Origin of the sequence: Candidatus Merdisoma sp. JLR.KK011 (assembly GCF_036941125.1) — a bacterium.
Lineage (GTDB): Bacteria > Bacillota > Clostridia > Lachnospirales > Lachnospiraceae > Laedolimicola.
Genome location: NZ_JAYWSZ010000003.1, coordinates 1,621,061 through 1,641,775 on the forward strand (window position 1 = coordinate 1,621,061; position 20,715 = coordinate 1,641,775).

The 20,715-nt window shown below is 46.9% G+C and carries 32 protein-coding genes and 1 pseudogene; 10 read left to right on the forward strand and 23 right to left on the reverse strand.

Annotated features, from left to right (window positions below):
* Window positions 1-8: 8 nt before the first annotated feature.
* From VV089_RS08725 to VV089_RS08760, 8 genes are all read right to left on the reverse strand, one after another.
* Window positions 9-1,712 carry an AAA family ATPase gene (locus VV089_RS08725; RefSeq protein ID WP_334335632.1) on the reverse strand — a complete coding sequence of 568 codons (1,704 nt, stop codon included), beginning with the start codon at window positions 1,710-1,712 and terminating at the stop codon, window positions 9-11.
* A gap of 17 nt (window positions 1,713-1,729) precedes the next feature.
* Complete coding sequence (gene fic, locus VV089_RS08730) at window positions 1,730-2,335, reverse strand: protein adenylyltransferase Fic (RefSeq protein ID WP_172543654.1); 606 nt, start codon at window positions 2,333-2,335, stop codon at window positions 1,730-1,732.
* A gap of 55 nt (window positions 2,336-2,390) precedes the next feature.
* A complete protein-coding gene (locus VV089_RS08735; protein ID WP_334335633.1) occupies window positions 2,391-3,035 on the reverse strand; it encodes a Fic family protein in 645 nt (214 codons plus the stop codon).
* 250 nt (window positions 3,036-3,285) lie between these two features.
* Window positions 3,286-3,843: a Fe-S-containing hydro-lyase gene (locus tag VV089_RS08740; RefSeq protein WP_172543652.1), complete on the reverse strand. Its 558-nt coding sequence runs from the start codon at window positions 3,841-3,843 to the stop codon at window positions 3,286-3,288.
* 1 nt (window position 3,844) lies between these two features.
* A complete protein-coding gene (locus tag VV089_RS08745) occupies window positions 3,845-4,687 on the reverse strand; it encodes a fumarate hydratase (RefSeq protein ID WP_172543651.1) in 843 nt (280 codons plus the stop codon).
* Between the two features lie 26 nt (window positions 4,688-4,713).
* Window positions 4,714-4,839, reverse strand: coding sequence for a hypothetical protein (locus VV089_RS08750; protein WP_334335634.1), 126 nt, complete (start codon window positions 4,837-4,839; stop codon window positions 4,714-4,716).
* A 369-nt stretch (window positions 4,840-5,208) separates the two neighbouring features.
* Window positions 5,209-5,466 carry a TfoX/Sxy family DNA transformation protein gene (locus VV089_RS08755; RefSeq protein WP_172543650.1) on the reverse strand — a complete coding sequence of 86 codons (258 nt, stop codon included), beginning with the start codon at window positions 5,464-5,466 and terminating at the stop codon, window positions 5,209-5,211.
* 2 nt (window positions 5,467-5,468) lie between these two features.
* The gene (locus VV089_RS08760; RefSeq protein ID WP_172543649.1) at window positions 5,469-5,927 is read right to left on the reverse strand and encodes a hypothetical protein; all 459 of its coding nucleotides are present in this window, start codon (window positions 5,925-5,927) and stop codon (window positions 5,469-5,471) included.
* 235 nt (window positions 5,928-6,162) lie between these two features.
* Between VV089_RS08760 and VV089_RS08765 the strand changes: the two genes are divergently transcribed.
* From VV089_RS08765 to VV089_RS08785, 6 genes and pseudogenes are all read left to right on the forward strand, one after another.
* Window positions 6,163-6,486: a PadR family transcriptional regulator gene (locus tag VV089_RS08765; RefSeq protein WP_334335635.1), complete on the forward strand. Its 324-nt coding sequence runs from the start codon at window positions 6,163-6,165 to the stop codon at window positions 6,484-6,486.
* Window positions 6,479-7,033: a DUF2812 domain-containing protein gene (locus tag VV089_RS08770; protein WP_334335636.1), complete on the forward strand. Its 555-nt coding sequence runs from the start codon at window positions 6,479-6,481 to the stop codon at window positions 7,031-7,033. Before VV089_RS08765 ends, VV089_RS08770 begins: the two co-directional genes overlap by 8 nt.
* 63 nt (window positions 7,034-7,096) lie before the next feature.
* A pseudogene (locus VV089_RS25230) lies at window positions 7,097-7,213 on the forward strand (DUF5131 family protein); the annotation flags it as partial.
* Between the two features lie 88 nt (window positions 7,214-7,301).
* Window positions 7,302-8,147 carry an AraC family transcriptional regulator gene (locus tag VV089_RS08775; RefSeq protein WP_334335637.1) on the forward strand — a complete coding sequence of 282 codons (846 nt, stop codon included), beginning with the start codon at window positions 7,302-7,304 and terminating at the stop codon, window positions 8,145-8,147.
* 2 nt (window positions 8,148-8,149) lie between these two features.
* Window positions 8,150-8,326, forward strand: a complete 177-nt coding sequence (locus VV089_RS08780) for a cysteine-rich KTR domain-containing protein (RefSeq protein WP_334335638.1) — start codon at window positions 8,150-8,152, stop codon at window positions 8,324-8,326.
* A gap of 272 nt (window positions 8,327-8,598) precedes the next feature.
* Entirely contained in the window at window positions 8,599-8,964 is a 366-nt protein-coding gene (locus VV089_RS08785) for a DUF6194 family protein (RefSeq protein WP_334336232.1), read from the forward strand.
* Here the strand turns inward: VV089_RS08785 and VV089_RS08790 are convergent.
* Window positions 8,925-9,164 carry a hypothetical protein gene (locus VV089_RS08790; RefSeq protein ID WP_172544753.1) on the reverse strand — a complete coding sequence of 80 codons (240 nt, stop codon included), beginning with the start codon at window positions 9,162-9,164 and terminating at the stop codon, window positions 8,925-8,927. The genes VV089_RS08785 and VV089_RS08790 overlap by 40 nt on opposite strands.
* A gap of 339 nt (window positions 9,165-9,503) precedes the next feature.
* Between VV089_RS08790 and VV089_RS08795 the strand changes: the two genes are divergently transcribed.
* From VV089_RS08795 to VV089_RS08810, 4 genes are all read left to right on the forward strand, one after another.
* On the forward strand, window positions 9,504-9,794 hold the full coding sequence (locus VV089_RS08795) for a BlaI/MecI/CopY family transcriptional regulator (protein WP_334335639.1): 291 nt from the start codon (window positions 9,504-9,506) through the stop codon (window positions 9,792-9,794).
* 133 nt (window positions 9,795-9,927) lie between these two features.
* Complete coding sequence (locus VV089_RS08800; RefSeq protein ID WP_120398201.1) at window positions 9,928-10,140, forward strand: hypothetical protein; 213 nt, start codon at window positions 9,928-9,930, stop codon at window positions 10,138-10,140.
* Between the two features lie 12 nt (window positions 10,141-10,152).
* Entirely contained in the window at window positions 10,153-10,449 is a 297-nt protein-coding gene (locus tag VV089_RS08805; protein ID WP_120398200.1) for a hypothetical protein, read from the forward strand.
* A gap of 349 nt (window positions 10,450-10,798) precedes the next feature.
* Window positions 10,799-10,993, forward strand: coding sequence for a PemI (locus tag VV089_RS08810; RefSeq protein ID WP_103240102.1), 195 nt, complete (start codon window positions 10,799-10,801; stop codon window positions 10,991-10,993).
* A 160-nt stretch (window positions 10,994-11,153) separates the two neighbouring features.
* Here VV089_RS08810 and VV089_RS08815 read toward each other — a convergent pair whose 3' ends face one another.
* The 14 genes from VV089_RS08815 to VV089_RS08880 form a co-directional block, all read right to left on the reverse strand.
* Complete coding sequence (locus VV089_RS08815) at window positions 11,154-12,509, reverse strand: phage tail tip lysozyme (protein WP_120398199.1); 1,356 nt, start codon at window positions 12,507-12,509, stop codon at window positions 11,154-11,156.
* A gap of 10 nt (window positions 12,510-12,519) precedes the next feature.
* Entirely contained in the window at window positions 12,520-12,759 is a 240-nt protein-coding gene (locus VV089_RS08820; protein WP_103240103.1) for a hypothetical protein, read from the reverse strand.
* Window positions 12,760-12,829: 70 nt separating this feature from the next.
* The gene (locus VV089_RS08825) at window positions 12,830-13,138 is read right to left on the reverse strand and encodes a hypothetical protein (RefSeq protein ID WP_103240165.1); all 309 of its coding nucleotides are present in this window, start codon (window positions 13,136-13,138) and stop codon (window positions 12,830-12,832) included.
* Window positions 13,139-13,230: 92 nt separating this feature from the next.
* Window positions 13,231-13,425: a hypothetical protein gene (locus tag VV089_RS08830; RefSeq protein ID WP_103240104.1), complete on the reverse strand. Its 195-nt coding sequence runs from the start codon at window positions 13,423-13,425 to the stop codon at window positions 13,231-13,233.
* Window positions 13,415-13,558, reverse strand: coding sequence for an XkdX family protein (locus VV089_RS08835; protein WP_103240105.1), 144 nt, complete (start codon window positions 13,556-13,558; stop codon window positions 13,415-13,417). The genes VV089_RS08830 and VV089_RS08835 overlap by 11 nt, the downstream gene beginning before the upstream one ends.
* On the reverse strand, window positions 13,558-13,833 hold the full coding sequence (locus VV089_RS08840) for a hypothetical protein (protein WP_146040051.1): 276 nt from the start codon (window positions 13,831-13,833) through the stop codon (window positions 13,558-13,560). Before VV089_RS08840 ends, VV089_RS08835 begins: the two co-directional genes overlap by 1 nt.
* Window positions 13,769-15,001 carry an RNA-directed DNA polymerase gene (locus VV089_RS08845; protein WP_334335640.1) on the reverse strand — a complete coding sequence of 411 codons (1,233 nt, stop codon included), beginning with the start codon at window positions 14,999-15,001 and terminating at the stop codon, window positions 13,769-13,771. Before VV089_RS08845 ends, VV089_RS08840 begins: the two co-directional genes overlap by 65 nt.
* Window positions 15,002-15,408: 407 nt before the next feature.
* A complete protein-coding gene (locus tag VV089_RS08850) occupies window positions 15,409-16,695 on the reverse strand; it encodes a hypothetical protein (RefSeq protein WP_334335641.1) in 1,287 nt (428 codons plus the stop codon).
* Window positions 16,695-17,297: a hypothetical protein gene (locus VV089_RS08855; protein ID WP_334335642.1), complete on the reverse strand. Its 603-nt coding sequence runs from the start codon at window positions 17,295-17,297 to the stop codon at window positions 16,695-16,697. Before VV089_RS08855 ends, VV089_RS08850 begins: the two co-directional genes overlap by 1 nt.
* Before the next feature lie 11 nt (window positions 17,298-17,308).
* Window positions 17,309-18,316 (reverse strand): phage tail protein, encoded by a 1,008-nt coding sequence (locus tag VV089_RS08860; protein WP_334335643.1) that lies wholly within the window; start codon window positions 18,314-18,316, stop codon window positions 17,309-17,311.
* Window positions 18,309-19,463 (reverse strand): baseplate assembly protein, encoded by a 1,155-nt coding sequence (locus VV089_RS08865; RefSeq protein ID WP_334335644.1) that lies wholly within the window; start codon window positions 19,461-19,463, stop codon window positions 18,309-18,311. The genes VV089_RS08860 and VV089_RS08865 overlap by 8 nt, the downstream gene beginning before the upstream one ends.
* Window positions 19,464-19,478: 15 nt before the next feature.
* Window positions 19,479-19,835 (reverse strand): hypothetical protein, encoded by a 357-nt coding sequence (locus VV089_RS08870; RefSeq protein WP_334335645.1) that lies wholly within the window; start codon window positions 19,833-19,835, stop codon window positions 19,479-19,481.
* An 18-nt stretch (window positions 19,836-19,853) separates the two neighbouring features.
* Window positions 19,854-20,249 carry a phage tail protein gene (locus VV089_RS08875; protein WP_135976339.1) on the reverse strand — a complete coding sequence of 132 codons (396 nt, stop codon included), beginning with the start codon at window positions 20,247-20,249 and terminating at the stop codon, window positions 19,854-19,856.
* Window positions 20,240-20,710 carry a hypothetical protein gene (locus VV089_RS08880; protein ID WP_207656161.1) on the reverse strand — a complete coding sequence of 157 codons (471 nt, stop codon included), beginning with the start codon at window positions 20,708-20,710 and terminating at the stop codon, window positions 20,240-20,242. Before VV089_RS08880 ends, VV089_RS08875 begins: the two co-directional genes overlap by 10 nt.
* Window positions 20,711-20,715 lie beyond the last annotated feature (5 nt).

The following is a 20,715-nucleotide window of genomic DNA, read 5'->3' on the forward strand; positions in this document are numbered from 1 at the left end:
CTCCTATTTTAAGTCGCTGCGCGATGTCCTGCCCCGATCAATACTTTTTTCCCACAAAATGCAAAGCCGTACTTTCTTATCCGCTCCTTGGCAATCCCTTTTTCCATAAGCGCAGCCTCATAATTCTGCTCGTCAATCTGTCTTAAGGCTGCCTGCACTGTGTCGGAAAGCTCACGCTCTTCTTCCTCTTCCTGCACCTTGAATTCCAGAATCATCCCGTCGTCCTGGGCGTTTTTCGGCTCCAGCATCACATCGTACCGGCCAAAGCCGCTTTCACGGTTGGAGGTCAGCACATAGCGGTCGGAAAGCTCCACCATCAGTCCCAGTACAAAGCCGTGATAGAACCGCTCCGGCTCTGAACCGGAAGGGCGCTTTCCTGTATCAAAATAACTGAAGGTCGCAAGCGCTACCCGGTTCATATAGGCATTCATGGCCTTTAAATCATTTTTCAGTAAGGCTTTTATAAATTCGTTATAGCTGCTGTCGGAACCGGAAAACCAGCCGCGGATCATATTGGAAAACATAATGCCCACTTCTTTATTGGTCAGTACCAGACTGTAATTCCACTGTCCGTTTTCCTCCGTGAATTCCACCTCAAGGGTTTTCAGATAACCGCTTGCAAGCAGAAGGCTCCAGATAGAATTCTTCTTGCCGTAAAGCTCCCCGTACACAATCTGCTCATCTATCTCTACCTTGAGCGTTCCGCCTTTTAACAGATTTTCAAATTCCTGCTTGATTTCCTTATTTCCTTCCCGTATCAGCTTTCCTATCAGACTGTTGGAGCTGGAGTCAGCCCAATAGACGCCTAACCGCTTTGTATCAAGATAATTTAGGATTGACCAGGGATTGTAGATATCTGTCTGGCTTCCAAAAGTAAAGCCGTCATACCACCTCTTTACCTCCTGTTTGCGCTCCGGCAGTTCAAATTCTTCCAGTGCCGCAAAGACCTCTTCCTCTGTGAAGCCGAAGCTGTCTGCGTATTTATCCGAAGTAGTTGTTACTACCTTCAGATTATTCAGATCGGAAAAAATCGATTCTCTGCTCACTCTGGTAATCCCTGTCATAAGGGCGCGTTCCAGGCAGGAATTCGTCTTAAAAGCCGCATTAAAAAGACTTCTCGTAAATGCCGTCATTTCCTCCCAATATCCATGCACATAGGCCTCCTGCATAGGAGTATCATATTCATCTAATAGAATAAGCACATTTTTTCCATAGTAACGCGACAGGTACAAGGACAGCTGATGCAGCGACAGAGTAGCCGTTACATCATCCATATCCACAGACACAGCATCGAAAAATCTTTTTTCCTTCTCATTCAGCAAAGACCCTTCTAACAGAAAATCATACTGGGAATAAAGATTGGAAAATATATGGCAGAGCTTCCTGCGTGCTGTCTCGTAATTCTGTTCCTTTATATTGGCAAAGGACAGGCTGATAACGGGATACGTCCCCTGGAGCTTTCGAAACTTTTCATCTTCCCAAACGGAAAGCCCCTCAAATAACTCCTCCCTCTTGGCATAGTTTACAGAGAAAAACTGCTCTGTCATGCTCATGGTAAGGGTTTTTCCGAACCTTCTGGGCCGTGTAATCAAGGTTACGCTGTCCCCGCTCTCCCACCATTCACGGATGAACGAGGTTTTATCTATATAAAAGTAGCCTTCTCTTCGAATCGTCCCATAATTCTGACATCCAATGCTGATTGTTCTCGCCACACATTTTCCCTCCTTTTCTACAATTCTTCTGCCTTAAATGTATTGTACCCCTCGTAGTAATAACTTGCGTCAATTCCTTTCATAAATATTTCTCTGTTGTCTATTTGATCAGTTAATGCATTCTTTAGTAAAACCTTTATTTCCACATCCTTAACCGGACTTCTTTCCATAGCAAGTAAATAATCTTCTTTGTCAACTTTATTCCAATCTATAACTAACTTTAATTCTTTTTTTAATATGAAATCAAGCCATATACGCATGCTTCTTCCATTACCTTCTCTAAAAGGATGAGCAGCGTTCATTTCCACATATTTTTCGATGATTTCATTAAATGTAGATTGAGGCATATCACCAATATGTTTTAACGCAGCATCCAAATACATTACAGGTGCGAATCTGAAATTGCCTTTTGCTATATTTACAGTTCTTATCCTGCCGGCAAAGTCATATATCTCGTCAAATAAAAATTTATGAATCTTCGCAAGTCCAGAAAATTTCCCAACTTCAAAATCTTCGGCAATTTTACTTTCATATAATCTAACGGCTTTCGTCTTGCTTATTCTTTCTTCTGCCCTCGCAAGCTCTGCCGAATCATTAATACCTAATTTGTTTTCCAGAGCCATATAAATCCTCCATAAATCTATTATTTTATTCTTCTTTCCCTTCCAATTGGTATCGTTAAAGCAATCCTTTTACCCCCCGTATCCTTCTAATGCAATATTCTTTCATAAATCCGATAATCTTTGTATCATTTCCTGTTTCATAAAAATCAATCAGCATCCCCTTAAATTCTTCCAGCTTTTCGATAGGTATCTGAAAAATTCCTATATTATTTTCAATTAAAACTTTGTTGGCCATTAACTGCGCTACCCGTTTATTTCCATCAATGAACATTTGAGTCCGCGCAATAAAACAAAAATATTTTAAAGCTCTTAATTCAATCTCCTCTATTTGCTCTATTTCATTCATTGCTTCCATGATAATTCCTGTATGCGGCAGCTCCGGTTCCCATGATGTGCCGCCAATCTGAACCGGAATTGTCCTTATTTCACCAGCATAATGAAACAACAATTCTCCAACAATCTTATCAAACTCTCTCAACAGCATAATACAATTATGATACTCAAGATTGTCTAACAAAAATTGCCATGCACGCTTCATATTTATAACAAATAATACTTCTTCGGTTTTCGTAGTTGTAGGAGCATTTGCAAGAATTGCTTCGGTCTTTGGAAATGTAGTTCCCAGTCCTTCAAGATTCGCACTTTTCCATATACTATCCACCAACATTCTTTTTGCCATCTCTATAGCCGAATCATGCATTCTCTTTTTCCTCCAGCATTCATAAATCTTTTTCTTTTTACCAGGAATACATCTATTTCAAGCAGTTTTCGTTTTCCATTTGTTTTCCGCAGCAGTAAAATTCAGAAATCACCTTCATTCACCGCTCTGCTTGTATCCTTCATAATTATATCATTTTCCCATTGTAAAAGCCACCAGAATCATTATGGAACGTAAACAGGCCAAAATCATGTATCCATAACCTTGGCCTGTTTTTTATGTATTTTTCATTCTATTTCTGCGAAGCCAGATAAGCGGCCTTCCCGTCCTCGTAAAGATTCTTCCCCTCGCTGTCAATAATCACCACCAGAGGCATATCCTCCACATAGAGCTTCCGAAGAGCCTCTGCTCCCAGATCCTCATAGGCAATCAGCTCACACTTCTTAATACACTTTGCCAGAAGCGCACCCGCTCCGCCGATGGCTCCGAAGTAAACGCCGTGGTACTTCTTCATGGCGTCCACAACCTCCGGCAGTCTGGCTCCTTTGCCAATCATGCCTCTGGCGCCAACTGACATCATGGTAGGTGCGTAAGCATCCATCCGGCCGCTGGTAGTAGGCCCTGCGGAACCAATCACCTGTCCCGGCTTAGCCGGAGTAGGCCCTACATAGTAAATAGTCGCATCCGTTGGATCAAAGGGAAGCTCCTCGCCCCTTGCCAGGGCCTCACACATCCTTTTATGCCCCGCATCTCTGGATGTATAAATCGTTCCGGTCAGATAAACACTGTCTCCGGCATGAAGTGTCTTTGCAATTTCCTCCGTAAGCGGCAATTGAATATGTTTTTCCATTCTAGATCACCTCCGTCTTATGGCGCGTCACATGGCAGTTGATATTCACTGCACAGGGCATTCCTGCAATGTGTGTAGGCAGCGTCTCAATATTAAGAGCCAGAGCCGTAGTCTTTCCGCCAAAGCCCTGAGGTCCAATGCCAAGCTTATTAATCTTTTCCAGCATCTCAGCCTCCAGATCCGCATAATAGGGGTCCGGGTTCCTCTCATCCGTGCTGCGCATGAGAGCTTTCTTCGCAAGCAATGCGCACTTATCAAAGGTGCCGCCGATTCCCACGCCCACAACCATAGGCGGACATGGATTGGGACCGGCCGTCTCCACAGTCTCCAGAATGAAATCCTTGATTCCCTCAATTCCTGCGGAGGGCTTAAACATACGGATAGCGCTCATATTTTCGCTTCCAAAGCCCTTAGGCCCAACTGTCACCTTAATCTGCTCTCCGGGAACAATCTCCGTATAGAGCATAGCCGGTGTATTGTCTCCCGTATTTCCACGGCGCACCGGGTCTTTTACTACAGATTTCCGAAGATATCCCTTGTCATAGCCCCGGCGCACACCCTCGTCCACGGCCTCTCTTAAATCGCCGCCCGCGATATGCACATCCTGTCCAATCTCCAGGAATACACAAGCCATTCCGGTATCCTGGCAAATAGGAACGTTCTCCTGTTCTGCAATCTCAAAATTTGTAATAATCTTATCCAGTACCCCCTGGGCAATCTCCCAGTCCTCGCATGCCCGGCAGCGCCGAATGGCACCCTGAACATCCTCGGGAAGATACTGATTTGCTTCAATACATAATTTCTCCACAACATCCGTAATCTGCTGTGCCTGAATCTCACGCATGAGCAACCACCTCCTGAATTTAATATTTATAATGAAATTTGTTTCATTCCATTCTGTTTTTTGGCTGACTGCTTCTGCAGTCTTGCTTCCTTTGCCTTTTTCTTGAGCTTGCAGTAAAGCTCAATGGCCATCTGATTCGCAATCTGTCCCATCTTTGTTTCCTTTTTGGTGAGAATGAATATGAATACATTTACCTAAATATCTGCATTGATTTTGAAATGGTTTCAAATTCTATATCTGATTTTAAAATAAATCCGTAATAATTGCAATGCATATTCACTGGTTTATTTTTCATTTAATTATACTGTCTCTTACAAAGTATTTCAATTATTTTCAGAGCAAACTGCAAGCACTGCCTAGCCAAAGTCCGAATTATTTCTCATAAAAAATAATATGGCAGACTACAGGCACTAACAAAATCAGCACGGATCCAATTACCACAGTTACAATTACTCCCCAGAATTTTTTCTTTTCCTGCTCCGTCAGTTCTAATATGCATATAGAAACATTTTACACCCCTGCTATTTTTTCAGAAAATCGCTGAATTCTTTTAATTCCTTTTTTGTATCCTCTGAAAGTCTGTTGTATTCCGTATTATGGATTGCTCCCTCCAATGTATATAAATGTACCAGACACACTTTCGGATATTTCTGCTTTAGCTTAAGAAATGCGTTTTTTGCGCCTGTCTCAATTAGCTCCTCGGAAGATTCAATGCCAACCGATATGAGCTTATTTGCCATTTCTTTGCCAATATTCATCATGGATGTTAATTCTGACATATTTATTCCTCCGTATTCTTCAGCCAGTCCATACCTGGATACGGCTCACATGTGTGTGCATACCATTCCACGCATTTTGCCGCCAGCTCCCGATCCCCCATGGTGCATTTCAAAGGGAAAACGGACTGCCCATCACTTGGCTCAATGGGAGCTTCCTCATCAGAATCCAGCAATCCCGGGTTAAAACAGGCCCAGGCAGTCTCCGTTTCAGCATCCCAAATTTGCAAAAAAATCAAGTCCGAAGAGGATTCCATCATTAAAAAGCCCTCCTCGTTGTCCTCATCCGGAGCCATCATCACGCTACGGTATTTTCCGGTGCGGACTTTTTTGACTATATCCTGAACGCCCAACTGGGAAATGTCACTGATTTCCTGACTGGGCAATGATCCACGGCTGGCCATACGAATCTTGATGCCCTCCGGCATAGGCGGAATTTCACGCTTTCTAATAATTTCTTCCATAAGAATCACCCTTCCTTTCAAAATCTCAAATTCTGGCTTATATTTTTCATTATAAAATAATTACTGATTATTTACAATGGCAAGCTGCCGCCCATAATCTCTTCCTTTCATAAGTATGATAAGTGACAAATCAATTGCAAAAAATGTTGACAAATACATCGAGGTTCGATATAATATAGTTCGAACCTCGATATATCGAAGCAGGATAGTAAACCTTTCATAGTAAGGAGCACTTATGGACAGCAGGATCAGACGAATCTATGTACCTATGACAGAAAGCGGATTTTATATCTTATTCTGTCTGCAGCAGTCGCAGCATGGCTATGGAATCAGCCAGCAGGTCAGGCAGATGACAGGAGGCGCTTTGACCATCAGCGCAGGTACGATGTACGGAACCCTCTCCAAAATGGAAAAGGACGGACTGATTGCCTTTGTGCGGGAGGAAGAAAAGCGAAAGCTGTATCAGATCACCGAGCTTGGGCAGGAAATCTTAACTCTTGAGCTTCACCGCATCGAACGCCTGTATAAAAACAGTAAAGGAGAGAATGTAAATGAATAACCGCAAGACCCTGATACGCTTTTTTACCATTTCCGATTATGAGGAGGAAGAAATCTGGCTTCGCAGTCAGCATCAAAATGGCTGGAAGCTGGTGAAAATGATTGTACCATGCTTCTTTATTTTTGAAAGCTGTACGCCTAAGGATGTTGTCTACCGTCTGGATTATAAAAATAATACGGAAAACAATGATTATTTTCAAATCTTCCGGGACTATGGCTGGGAATATGTTACACGCTGCACGGGATGGCTCTACTTCCGAAAGCCTGTGTCAGAGACAAATATGGAACAGGATACGGAGATATTCTCCGATGCCAACTCCCGCATTGATATGGTAAACCACATTGTCAAAACCCGTATGCTTCCGCTGATATGCATTTTTTTCTGCTGTCTGTTCCCTAGCTTCGTTAACAGCATGGAGTATAGCCATCCTTTTGCGGATATGTTTACCATTCTAATATCCCTTCTGCTGATCGTGTATCTTTACTTATTTATCCATTGCGGATTTAAGCTTCGGAAGCTGAAAAATAAATATGGTGGTATGAGATAGGAATTATATGAATAAAAGCTGCCATCAATGACAACGGGGTACACACTCCAGCATAAACAAACGAAAATCCATTTTGAATTTCGGCAGTGTGGGACACATTTTATCAAAGACGGAAAAAGCTATACTTTATCTACCCGTAACTTATGCAGTCAAGCAAGAAAAGCAAATAGCAATTACTAAAATAATCACCTCTCTTTTTTGTGCAAAGATTGAGAGGAAAAAAACGGAATCATAATCTATACTAAAAACTGTTAGGAGGATTTTTGTTATGGAATGGATTGAAAGATTAAATGATGCAATCGGTTATATTGAGGAACATTTGACAGATGAAATGGATTATGAACAGCTTGGGCAGATTGCCTGTTGTTCTTCTTATCATTTCCAGAGAATGTTTACCTATATGGCAGGAATTTCTTTATCTGAATACATCCGCAGGAGAAAAATGTCACTTGCCGCTGTAGATTTACAGAGTAAAAGTATGAAAATCATTGATGCGGCAGGAAAATATGGATATAATTCCCCTACTGCATTTAACAGAGCATTTCAATCTGTTCATGGAGTCGCCCCATCTGCTGTTAAAAACGAGGGTGTATCCGTAAAATCCTTCCCGCCTATCTTATTTAAAATTACAGTTAAAGGAGTGGAAGAAATGAATTATCGAATTGAAACAAAAGATGCATTCCGTATTGTAGGCGTATCGGTACCGCTTCATAAGGACATTGAAAAAAATTTTACAGTGATACCTCCAAAGTGGCAGGAAATATCCATGAACGGAACATTGCAAAGATTAATCGGTATGATGGATACGCCGCCTATGGGAGTACTTGGCGTCAGCACTTGTAATGATACGGAACCGTGGAAGTATTATATTGCAGTATCAACTTCACAAGAAAAGAATGAACTTGAAGAATATATCGTGCCAGCAGCTACATGGGCAATCTTTTCTGGAGAGGGTACAAATCAGTCTATTCAGGAATTAGAACGACGTATCGTAACAGAATGGCTGCCGACATCGGGATACGAATATGGTAATGCTCCCGATGTCGAGGTTTACCTAAATCCAGACCCGCAAAATGCACAATATGAAGTATGGATACCTGTAGTAAAAAAATAGCTATGGATACTAAGACACAATGGATATACTGCTCTATTTGCGGCAACAAGAGCCGAACCAGAATTAGGAAAGATACAGAGCTAAAGAATTTCCCACTATTCTGTCCAAAATGCAAGCAGGAAACATTGGTTGAAGTAACACATTTACAAGTAACCGTCATCAAAGAGCCAGACCGTTGAGGGCTTGCTGAATGATATTGAAAATGAAACTCTATTATCGGTATTGATTGCAGGAGCGATTTATGCAAGATTGGAACACTTATGGAAAAGCTGAAGAAAATCTTATAAGTTTCTAAGACAATCCATTTTCCAACGGGCTATTGGGTGAGGGATAAAATTCTCTCACCCAATTTTAAATTATATGAATCAAATTCCCATCCGCAGGGAATACTAAAAAATCTGCCCAAAATCTTGAGGGGACAGTCATAGTTGAGAGTTGGGGCGAGAAAGGGATTTTCTATAACCCAGACCATGTGCTGAAGCGTGGCGTTTATATATTGACTGTTAAGGAAAAAGACGGTGATAATGACAAAGGTTCTGGTTTAAACAGAGAGAACGTCTGCCGTGTGAATCTGGGAATACGGAAAAGCACTTTTGCGGAATTGTTTGGAGCAATCCCAAAACGTCCGCCAGCAGACGGCGTTGTAGATATGGATTATGACTTTACCGTATTGAATGAGATACTCCCCCATCCTGTCTACGCATGGATGGCGTGGATATGTGCATTGAACCCCTCTGAAAAGACATTTGAGGAATTGAAACCATATATCCAAGAAGCCTATGAGTATGCAAAGGAGAAGTTTAAGAAACGCAGGTAGTTTGGTACTTCACGGCTCTCTGTTTTTAGGATATACATACCTGCCATTCCCGGATAACCTTTAAAGACACCGCAGATTTCCAGCTTTCCCTCATCGTCCAGCTTTCTTATGTTCTCAACGTGTTCCACAACTACCTGTTTTGTCATTTTATTATAGGTCTTGCTTTTCTCAATCATCATCATGTACATCAATTTTTCCATACGATTTTCTCCTTTACATTCTATGGGGATTCACTGAGGGTATTATATTTATCCGGCAATAGCAATCTGTCTGTCATTTTTCGGAAGCAAACTTATAGCCCACGCCTATAACGGTCTTTATGTAGGTAGAAATCAGTGCGGGGAAGTGTGGCGGCGGCATGGCTTCCAGCGGTATTATATGGGCAAGGGCAGCTATAAGGCAGCATAGTTTATTTCCATATCGATTATCCCACCGCCCGTTGGAAATGTTGTTAATTTGTTTTATAGTATTGCATTATCACCTACAAAGTGTTAAGATGAATATACACCTACAAAGCGTTAAGATAAGAGGAGGACCCTATGGCACAGCAAATTTCTGAATCCGAATTGGTACTAATGAAAATCATTTGGAAGAATGGAGGGGCAGCTTTATACTCCCTCATCATGGAAGAATTGGAGAAAGACAAGAATGAATGGAAGAACAACACCGTACTCACGCTGCTTTCCCGATTAGGAGAAAAAAAATTTTTGAAAGTCAAAAAAATCGGCAGGAAAAATGAGTATGTGGCTGCGGTAACAGAAGCAGAATACCAGACTATGCAGACCCACAGCTTTCTTGTTATAATACGCTGGTATTTGTTGTGTAAATAACCGTAAGAAATGCCACTAAAAATTCTTTTAAAAAACTTTCAAAAAAGACTTGACGTACCGTCTTTTCAGAGTTACCATACACACACCTTAAGGGAACGGAAACAAAAAAACGGAAGCAAGAAAGGTGATAAAAATGGCTGAATTAAAGAAAGTTAAAGATACAATGTTTAAGGAATATTACGAAGGGCTGAACTGCTCCCGCTGCGTGGTTTGCATCTTGGATGATTGCTGTGTGAGATATATGGTTATGGAAAACGGAAAGCGGAAAAGCCGCCGGGAATATGGAAACGAACCGAGTGCAAAAGAGCGTTGTTTTAAAAATGCCGTTAAAGCTCTGAACAAATAGGAGGATGCAATTATGAAGCTGAATAAGGAAAAGTTTTTAAAGACGGAAGTAGGGGCGGAGCTTAAGTGCTGTATTATATCCTGGGACAAAGCTCTGGACTCCTGCCGGGTAAATGAATATTATACCGAAGAATACAAGCGCGAGCGTAAGGTTGCGGACTGGTGCCAGGCTCAATGGGAAGTATATAAAATGGTTCTCCTTCAGTTCTTCGGTATCGAATACAACTTTACCCGGACGGATGAATACTTCGGGCTTGTAACCGAAGACGAGGAAAACTGGTTATTTAAAATTGAACGGGCGGCGGCGTAGCTGCTGCCCTGGCACTAAACCACCGACGGCCGGTCCAAAGCCCGGCGGGTAGAAGTAAAGCAAGCTCCCCAGCTTGTGGGATGGGTGCTATGTATAAATCAAGGCTTCCCGGCCTGAGTGTCGTTCAACAAGTTTTACTGATTTTTAATGGGAAAATCTTAAAACCGTCCGGGGAAACGGTGCAACTCGTAAACCTCCGCAGGATCTGCGCCTGGCGCGTGGAAGAAAGGTTAATAGGTGATGTGAAGCCGAGCTATGCAAGCTCTACCCGTCGGGCTATACCGAAGGGCGGCCGGGAAGCCTCTTTTATATAAAATTCGTTGCGACGTCGCAAAAGGAAGTGTAGGAAATGAAGAAAACAACAGAAGGAATTGAAACAAGGGAACTTAACTTAATCGCCAATAAGGGCGGCTCTGGTTCCGTTGGTTTCAAGCTCTCAGTACCGAAGCCCTGGGCGGCTGCCCTGGGTGTGGATCTGAATAATAGAAGCGTCGTAGCCTCTTTCGATGGCGACAAAATAATCATATCTGGAATTAAAAAATAAGCCCCAACTGCCAAAACGGCAGCGGGGCTTTTCTCGCTTTTCGGGGCTGGGGTTTTACCCCCTTATACCCCCCTCTGGCGCACAATTATACGCCTGTTTCCCGATTTCATCTATTCACTGAAATAGACAAAATACCGGGCTTTCCTTTGTGAAAATGTGACTACTTCTGGCAAAGCCTGTTTACTTCCGCCTGGACGGCGTTGTAATCGTAGCCGGCCGCCTCCAGGGCTTTCTTCCTGGCTGGGTTATTGCCCCACTTGCCTGCCAGTACCTCCTGGGCTACTGCAGAAACGCTTTTCTTTGCAGAAGCTCCGCTTTTCGCTTTCTGGTTTACTGCTGCCTGGACGGCTTCGTAGTTGTAGCCGGCCGCCTCCAGCTTCTGCTTGCGCTCCGGGTTATTCCCCCATCTTCCTGCCAGGACTTCCGTGGCGATCTCGTCTATGCTTTTCTCCGGAGCTTTCTCCGTCGCCTTGCTGGCGTAGTTCGGGCAAATAAAGCCCCGGATATATCTGCCGTTGACCTGCAGGTTCCTGCGTCCTACGACTCCGCCGCTCATGTTGCCCTCCATAACTTTTATCGTGTTTCCGCTTACTGCCTCAACCATGCCGACGTGTTCCGGTGTTCCGGTGCAATCCGTGGTAGCAAAGTTCGCCCCATCGTCCCAGTCGTAAAGAACTTCGTCGCCCGGTGCTGGGATGTATGCGTCGTTTTCCTGCCAAATGCCCATAGCCTTGGCTTTCTCAATCAAATAATAGCAGGAACACTCTACCGGGATAATATCCGTATAGCCTGCCTTGATCGCCGCCGCGCTGGTCGTGGTGGCGCAGTATGCGTCAGTGTAAGTAACCTTGTACCCCCTGGGCAGCGGCTTATCGCCGTTATATGTGTCAATGATCGGGGCGTGGCTTTTGTCGGAACGCTTAAGCCCGATCCAGCCCTGCATAATGCCTACGACCTTCTGTCTTGCCTGTGCCTCTGTCATACCTTCGTTCCCTCCTTCTTTCTGGTAAAGAGCTTCGTACTCCTGGCCATAGCCCGCCCGCTTCTTCTGGACGGCTTCGCTCTGATCCCCCGGTTTCTCAAACTGTAGCAGTACGGCATCGGAAGCCTCCCGGATGCTGGCGGCTGTCTTAAGAACTTTAAGGACTGCCGGGAAGCTCTCGGAAAGCTCCTTGTAAATAAATTCCGCCTGCGTCAAGGTGTCGCCAATGGATACGCCCTTTGCCTGGTGGAAAGCAAGCATAGCCTGTTTCCGGCTCCAAAATGTGCATTGATGTAAGCCGTAGCCTGCACCGTCGTGTACGAAGTCCTTATAGCTTCCATTGTCAACTGCTGCCGTGTAGCTCTCGTCTGTAAAGCCGAGTTTCTTTTCAAAGCTGTTCTGCAGGTTCTTCGGGTTCATCCTGCTCTCTGCGTAAAAGTTGCCGAACAGCCCGAAAATGCCATTGTTACAAAGTCCCTTGCTACTGTAAAAGGCGTAAAGCTCACGCTCTACGCCTCCCCAAATAATGCCCATGGTCTGCCTCCTATTCCTCGGTATCCTCCTGGACCTCGATCCCGACCTCGCCCTCAATGTTTGCCGCATCCGTCAATCCTTCCCCGATAATGTAGGCAATAACGGAAGCACCGGCCATAATAAGTGCCGTTACCTGCGTCGCCGTGTTCTCGGCTCCGCCCGTTGCCAGGATCATCATGGAAACGAAGGAAGCGACCGCCGTCCAAAGTTTCCGGCTTGTAAGTTTCTTTACCCAGTTAATCTGTTTCATGGTGTTGTCCTCCTTTAAGGTTTATTTTTTTTGCGCCGGGGTTTCCCAACCTTCCGGCGCGGTTGCCCTGTTACATCCCGATCTGCTTGAAAACAAAGCCGATAACAATGCCGACAATGGCGGTTGCTATGTAGCCTACAATCTTCCGCCACATCTCGCCGTCCTTTGCTTCAAGCTCCCGGAGCTGTTTTCCCTGCTGCTCCTGCTCCTTCGCCATGCTCTCAATGCTTACGGCCAGCTTTTCAACGGAAGCGGTAAGCGTTCCAATCTGGCGCACGGTTTCCTCCAGCTCGTCGATCCGCTTGTTCTGCCGCTTGTTTTCCTCGTCCTGCCGTTTTGCAAATTCCTGATGCTCTGCCCTGGTGATGGGTGTGTCCATGCTTTTGCCCTCCCTTCTTGCAATAAAATAAGCCCCTTCCACGGCGCGTCCTGCGCCGTTTCCTGGGCCTTTTGCCTTTTAGTGTAGAAATATTAGTCTAAGCCGATTCCCGCCCGGATTTCCGCCGCCTGGTTAATCCTGGCAATACACGGAAGGCCGTCCGCTTCTTCTGCGCTTATGTGTTGCATAAGAAGCAAGAAAAGCTCGTCAATAACGCCGCTCTGGATTCTTATAATGGCGTTCTGCTGCTCTACTATCTCCAGCGGGCCGCTGCTCCTATTCTCCATATTCCTCCCCCGTGATCTCCTGGTAATCGGCTTCGGTGATGGTTCCCTTCTCTACCCGTTCCCCGATCTGTTCCCTGGTGACTCTGCCTGCTGCATAAAGCCTCTTAAGGCTGTTTACTAAAATCGAAGCCATTATAAAAGCCCTCCTTCCATAAGCTGCATCGTGTACTCGTCAATAGCTGCGCTCACTGCCTCGTCCGTCCGGATTTCCTCTATGCTCTTAAGCATCTCGTACTCTCCGACGCTGATCTCCCGGCTCTCGCATACGAAGTCCGTATAGGCTGCCGCCTGCTCCGTGGCTTCGTGTTCCTCCTGCTGAATGTTCCGGCGCTGGATGAAAGTATCAGGCGCCACAAGCTGCAATTCTGCCGGCCGGCTTGCGCTTCGTTCCTGTGTCCACTGCTTCATTTCTGTTTGCCCTCCTTGTCAATTTTGAAATAATTTTCTTAAGCTGTCTTACTTTTATGTAAGGCTTTATATAGTCCTGGTATGCGTCGTAAGTGTCCGTACAACTGAACCAGCCCATATAGCTTAACATTGCCTCTAAGTGTTTCTTAAAATATCCCCTCCCGGCTTCCTTTGCTGCGTGTAGCTTGCTGGCCAGCCTGGTGGCTGAAAGCATAATAGCTTTCCGCATCGTTGTCCGGTTGCGGAAGAAAAGGAAGCCCATAAAATCAATAACGCGCCCTACGACCTTCCCGTTCTTCTTCTGGTAGTTGAACTTAAAGACCTGGTAGTTTCGCTTCAGCTTCAGCCGGAACCTCCGCCCTATGAATTTCTTAATTTCTACTATTGCCTGGTGCAACTTCTTTTTGTTGTCGTGTCCTAAAACAATATCATCCATATAGCGGATAAGGTTCGGTATTCCCAGCTTGTCCGTTATGAAGTGATCCAGCGGCTCCAACAAATAATTTGCCAGCCACTGGGAAATGTAGAAGCCCAGGGGTATTCCCTTCTTAAAGCCTTGTAAGCAAAGCTCAACTATGTAAAGAAAAAGCTCGTCTTTTATTCTTATGCGAAGCTCCCGCATAAGAATGTCCAGGCGTATGCTGTCGTAAAAATGGCGGATGTCTATCTTTGCAAAGTTTCGGATATTCTTTCCGCCCCGTATAATTTTTAAAAGCCGCTTCTTTCCGTAATGGGCGCCCCGCTTCGGGAAGCTGCCGCAGGAATATGGGTAAGCCGTGGCCGTTATAATCGGCTCCAAAATAAGGACGATTATGTGGTGTAGCCATTGCTCGTGTATCTCCGGCATAAAAATCTTCCGGAGCTTCCCCTTTTCTCTTATAAGTTTCGGGGTTCGTCTTTTCGGTCTGTATGCCAGTTCCGGGTGTTCCACCGGAACGTCCGGCGGTTTCGTGTTCTCTATCATGCGCCGCATGGCGGCGACTTCGTTATCCAAATCGGCGTCTATCTGCTGTATCTCTTTTCGCTTCGTTTTGCCCTTCCGCAGCTTCTTGTATGCCTTCCGTATAATATTTTCGTCAAGCATCCGTCGATACAAATATTTGTATTGTTTTACGCCTTTTTCCTGGGCGGTTTCCTCTGCCTTCCGCCACAGCTCCTTCCTCCGCATAAGCAATACTCCTATAAGAATATTTTTTCTTCTATCCTCTACGCACGGCAGGTGCGACCGCTTTACCGTGCGCCCTGTATCAAGTTAATTTACCACTTACCCTTCCAATTATGGCGGTTAAGGCGTATTTCAACGCCCAGGGGTGTAGGAATAGGGACGGCTTTAAGTTAATACTCCGTATGAATAGAATAAAGGCGGCGCCGATGTTCCAGTTCGCATTCGTGGCTGTGTTGTTCCAATTCCGCGCCCGCAAGCCGCAATTAAGCCCATTGTTGCAATTACCGAACCGTAGGCAGACGCCCCCAGGTGACGCCGTCCCTATCCCCTTATATTTTGTTGTTTATAATTTACGCTGCTTCAAAGCTCCGGTATCTTCCGGGGGAGTGCTTCGCGCCCCCGGTCCCCCCTTATACGGCTACGCCGACAGGTGGCAAAAGAAGATCGGCGGCGCCGATGCCCCAGCCCGCATTCGCGGCCGTGTTGCCCCAATCCCGCGCCCGCAAGCCGCAATAAAGCCCATAGTTGCAAGAACCGAACCGTAGGCAGACGCCCGTGAAAGTCTGCTTCGGGTCTTTTCTCCATAAGCCGTCGCATCCTCCGGTCGCGCTGCTCCCTCCGTCCATTCCTAAAGCCGGGATACTGCCGTACCCCGGAACGGTTCTGAAATGGGCCGGGTAGTCCAGGGCGTTGTGGTTCGTGTCCCAGGTCTTATTGTCCGGTACGACGATCCCCGTGTCCGTATATGCTGCCCCGGTCGGGTCGTAGGTGTAATTTTTGCTTACCTTCACCCGCCCGTTTACAACTACTTCGTAAGGGTCGCGCATCCACTGCTGGTAGCTGCCCAGGACTATGCTGTGGAAAATCTTGTTAAGGCTGTGCTGATCGTCGGTTCCGTAGAACTGCCCGCCGCCCACTACGGCGTTCTGCTTTACTCCGTAGGTCGGGGACTGGCTGGCGTCGTAGCCTGCACAATTTCCGTACCCATAGGCTTCCTGCAGGTTCGTGGTCTTTGCGAACATAATAAGAAGGTCGGTAATGGTTTCTACAATCGGCCCGCCCAGGAATACCGCCCGGCTGCTGAAATTAGTAATTGCCGTTTTCTGCGCTGCCGTGTCCTTCGTGTGGTGCGGCTGCATACCGGAAAGGCTTACCATCCTCGGCGTGGCTCCGTCCGCGCCCAAAATGGAACCGTAATACATGGGAAGCCATACGCCCTCCAGCTCCTTATTGTTCGGGTCAATGAAGCCCACCGGCTCATACCCGTCGCGGGCGGTAAAGGAAAAGCGCACGATCCGGTCGTCGCCTACCATTTCTTCGTTCTTATAAATCTTCATGAGCCACGAAAAGGCGCCGCCGTTGTAGTTGCTGTTTGCAACGTCGGAAGCTCCGCCGCTCTCGCGCTGGGTGTAGTCCGTTTCCTTCAGTCTGTAGTCCGGCGTGCCGTCTGCCCGAACCATGTAAGGCTTATTCGCCTTAATGAGCGGGAAGTCCGCCCAACTATTCAAGGCCATGCTTCCGTTGGTTTTATTCCTTACCAGGGGCGCGTAATCCTTGTTAAGCCCGATGTACTCGATCCGGCTGCCGGGGCTTAAAATATTGTTATGCTCAATAAATCCGAAAACCGGATCGGAAGCCAAAATATTATAAACCTTGTCCAGCGTTTCCTTGTCTGCAATATAAATTTTTTCTCCCATTACTCGTCTACCTCCTGAATATAAATCAAGCCGTTATCAATTCCCAGCTTGTACTTCTGGTTCGTGGCGTCGTCCTTAATCTTGTTTGCATCCTCAACAAGAAGGGCCGCGCCGGTGCTGTTGATCGTTACCTCCGCACTGTTGTTTACGGTTGCAAAATAATCCTGCGTAATCTGCGCCGGGTTATAGCCGTTGTAGGGCGGCATAAAGTCGCCGTTGTCCCCTGCGGTCGTGGTGATGCTGTAAAGCACTTCGGTGCTGCTTGCCCCGTCCTTTACTTTGGCGTACAAGCCCATCTCGTTAATGTAGTACCCGGCGTTTACAAGCGTCTGCCCCGTTACGGGGTCCTGGTTCGTAATGAGCGCCGTTACCTTCACGCTGTAATCGCTGAATATGTCAATATCCGAAAGGGGATAGCTATTCTTAAGCGATTTTAAGGCCGTGCGCTTCTGCAAGGCATCCAGCGTTTTTTCCGCTGCGGTGTAGCTTCCGTTTCCGGTGGCGATCCGGGTAAACTCTATTTTAATTTCCCCGGCCTGCGCCCTGGTAAGAAGCCGCGCCCCCGCGTTGGTCATGACTGCGTTGTTAAATGGCTGTGGCATCTTGTTTCCTCCTATTCTCTTACAATATTTTTGTATTTACTACCAGCCGCCGATCCGGCTGAAATAGTCCCTATTACGGTCTGCCCCTGGGTGCTTAAGCCCTCCCGTACTGCTGCCGGTTTCTGTGGCGCTCCTGGGCCTGCTGCAGCTCCGGCGTGTGCCTGGGCTTCTACCGGTTCCGCGTGTTCCTCCAAACCTTCTATAATGGCCGCCTGGCGCTCTGTGGCCGCCACAGCGCCGCCTATATACGCTTCCCCTATGACTTGCTTACCCTCGAAGCTAAAACCGTCCACAATGGCCGCCTGGCGCGTCCTGGTGGCTCCTGCTGCGCCCGTGAATACTTCGCCGGTGATTTCCTTACCCTCAACCTTAAAGCCGTCCAAAATGGCAGCAGGGCGGTTCTCCTGGCGCGTAGCTGCTCCGGCGTGTATGATCTGCTCCGCCCTCCGGTCTACGCTGTAGCCGTCAATAACTGCAGGGGGCCGGTAGTTCGGGAATTGTCCTACGCCTGCGAAAAGCTCTTGATCTATGGTCCGGTGGATGTCAATCGCCCGAAGGTGTGACCGGGTATTCTTTACCCGCCGTATCATGATTGAAAAAAAGTCGTTCATCTCCGGCGTTAATATGGCGTTGGTGGCAATTTTGAAGTAATAAGGATCGTCGCTGTACTCGTACCACTCTTTTACTTCGCCCTCCCCGAAAACAACCGCTACGAGTTCCTCTACGGCCTCCGGGGTTCCTGCGCTCATATACCAAATAAGCGTATTTTTTACAAGCCGCCGCTTCGTGTCAAGGTCCAGGGTACTCCGGTAATACTGGGTGCGAAGCTCCGAAGCCAGAAGGTCTATAACTTCCTCCGGCTGCTCGTCCAAACTTGTATAAATATATAAGCGCCTGCTGTATCGGTAAAGAAGGCGGCAGGCTTGCTGCAGGGCGTAGCTTAACGCCTTTACTTCCGGCTTTTTGGTTATGTTTCCGGGCAGAATGTCTGTTATTTGCCCGTCGTAGTAACTAATCATCTTCAAGCCCTCCGTAAATTACGTTTACGCCGGTACACTGGGCCTTCGCCGTTTCGCCTATAACGCGGAAGACCGGCGCCCTTACGACCGCCCTTTTGGCTCCTGCGTCGTTTATGTTGGCGACCAGCTCGTCCGGGTTAATGTCCCGGCCAACTTTGGAAGCCTGCCATAACTTATACTTTTCTACGGCGCTTTCCACCTGCGCCTGGATGGCCGTGGCCGCGTTGCTGTCGCTGGTGTTAATGTAATATGTCACGTCTATGCTGTATTCCTCAATTTCCGGCTTCTTTACTTGTACATGGTCCGTAAGCGGGCGTTTCCCTCTCTGGGTTACTGCTGCCGTAGTTGCTGCTATTGTGGTATCGTCCGGGACCGTCCCGTCTGTCATAACAAAGCGTATATCTACGACGCCGGGTGTCGGGCTGGTTATTTTAACATCCCCTATGTTCGGGTTGCTATCCTTTACCCAGTACTCATAGGCGTCGTCCGGTCCTGCGGTTGAATAGCTGGAAGGTGCAAGGTAAATTCTTTCTGCCATGTTCTGGTCGGACTCCACCTCTGTCCCTCCGGTGCTTTTCTCCGTGTTGGATACTTTTGAAATAAAGCCTATAGGGTCCACCAGCGTCGTAAGCTCTCCGGCTGCAAAGTCGTTTCCAATCGTCCCGGCCTCGGTGCATTCCGTCATAACTGTTATTTCCGTTTCCCCTGCCGGGATCTCCGCGTACTCAATCGTAGCAAAGTAAACCTCGTAGGCCGCCGTTACCCTGGTCCCCTGGGGGATGCTGGTGGCCGCCTCCCTTTTCCCGGAAAGCGTGAACTTGACCGGAACCTGCGCGAACTTCGCCGGGTTCCTCGTTACCTTCTTAAGAGCCCCCATATTCTCCAGGTAGTCGTCGTAGGCGTATTTAAGAAAATTCATCTTGCCCGCCTTGTCTACGTTCTGCAAGCCCTGGTAAATTATTTGAGCGCAAGAAAGCATAATAATGCGGTTCGGGTCCGATTTTGAAAGCTGTATTTTCTTCCCGGTGACCTCCTGGTACTTCTCCATGAAGTCGCTTAACATCTGGCTCTGCAAGTCCTCCAAAGTAAGCCCGTCTATAAAGCTGATATCCGGTAAATTATCTATTGTGTTAAGAATGTCCGACAATGTCTACCACCTCCCTTATTCCTGGTTTTCCGCGTCGGTGTCGGCGTCCTCGTCGGTGTCGTCCGGCTCCTTTTGGCCGATGGTTATTTTCGGAGTCAGGTTTCCGTCCTCAGCCTGCGTGTACTCAATGCTTAATACTTCCGCCTTATTTTCGTATATCTCCGTTTTCTCTATTACTTCCAATGCAAAAAGATTTTGCGCCACGTTGGTCGGGCAGCTCTCAAAGGTCTGCTCCAAACCAAAATTACGGTCGCCTGGGCAAGTGCCAGCCCTGGTGCTGTAAAGTAAATCAAGGTTTCTTTGCATTTCCTCCAGCTCCGTCGCGTTAAGGTAGTCGAAGCCAATTATAGCCACCTCCGGTGCGTTGAACATCTGGCCGCCTCCTTCCCTTTATAAGTATTCCTCCAGGGTAATGTCGCAAGTAATTTTTACGACCTCGCCCTTGTTTAGAATGGTTTCCCAGCTCTCGCTGATCTCCGTTATGGCGTATTTGTTGGAACCGACTTTTTTACTGCCAATAACTACGGTCTGGGGCTTCCCCGTCCGGATCAGCTTCTCTATGTTTTCTATGGTCTTTCGTGGCCGCACTCCGTGTTCCGCGTTCAATGTAATGCTGAAAGTTAATTGATCGGCGTCCGGGCCTAAAAACTGTTTTTTCGGCTTCTTGCCTATGCGGGAATGGGAAGCCCAGCGCCCCTTTACGGTTCGCTGCATCTTTGTAAAATTAAGGATTTTCCGGTCGCTGGTTTCAAATACAACCGTTTTCCCGATGTGTCCTATGGCCATTCAACTACCCCCTTCCCTACTCCTACGGCCTTCTCTAAAGCTGCGATCCTCTTTTCGTGGTCGTGTAGCTTCAGAAGAATTGTTTCAACGTCTGCGCCCTGGTGTGTTTCGCTGCCGTCTAAAGAAGCTATGACGGTATGCTCCGACGCCAGCGTCAATACGCCATCTTTGTAATTTATATAGGCGCCGCCGCCCAGGTCCTTATGGAAGGTTCCGGGGTTCCCTGCTGCGTTGTATTCGTTCCAATAGGTCCCTAAGATGATCCCCATCTCCCCGCCGTTGCTCAAGTGAATAACGACAACCTTCGCGCCCAACTGCGGCAGCTTATATTCTTCGTTAAAGGTGGCGTAGGGTAGTAGCTCCGTGACCTCGCCGTCCCGGTCCTCAAAGACAACGCTTACCATTCCCGTGTCCGCGTCTACGCTGCTTACGGTTCCGATTCTGTTTCCTCCGTCGCTCAATGCCT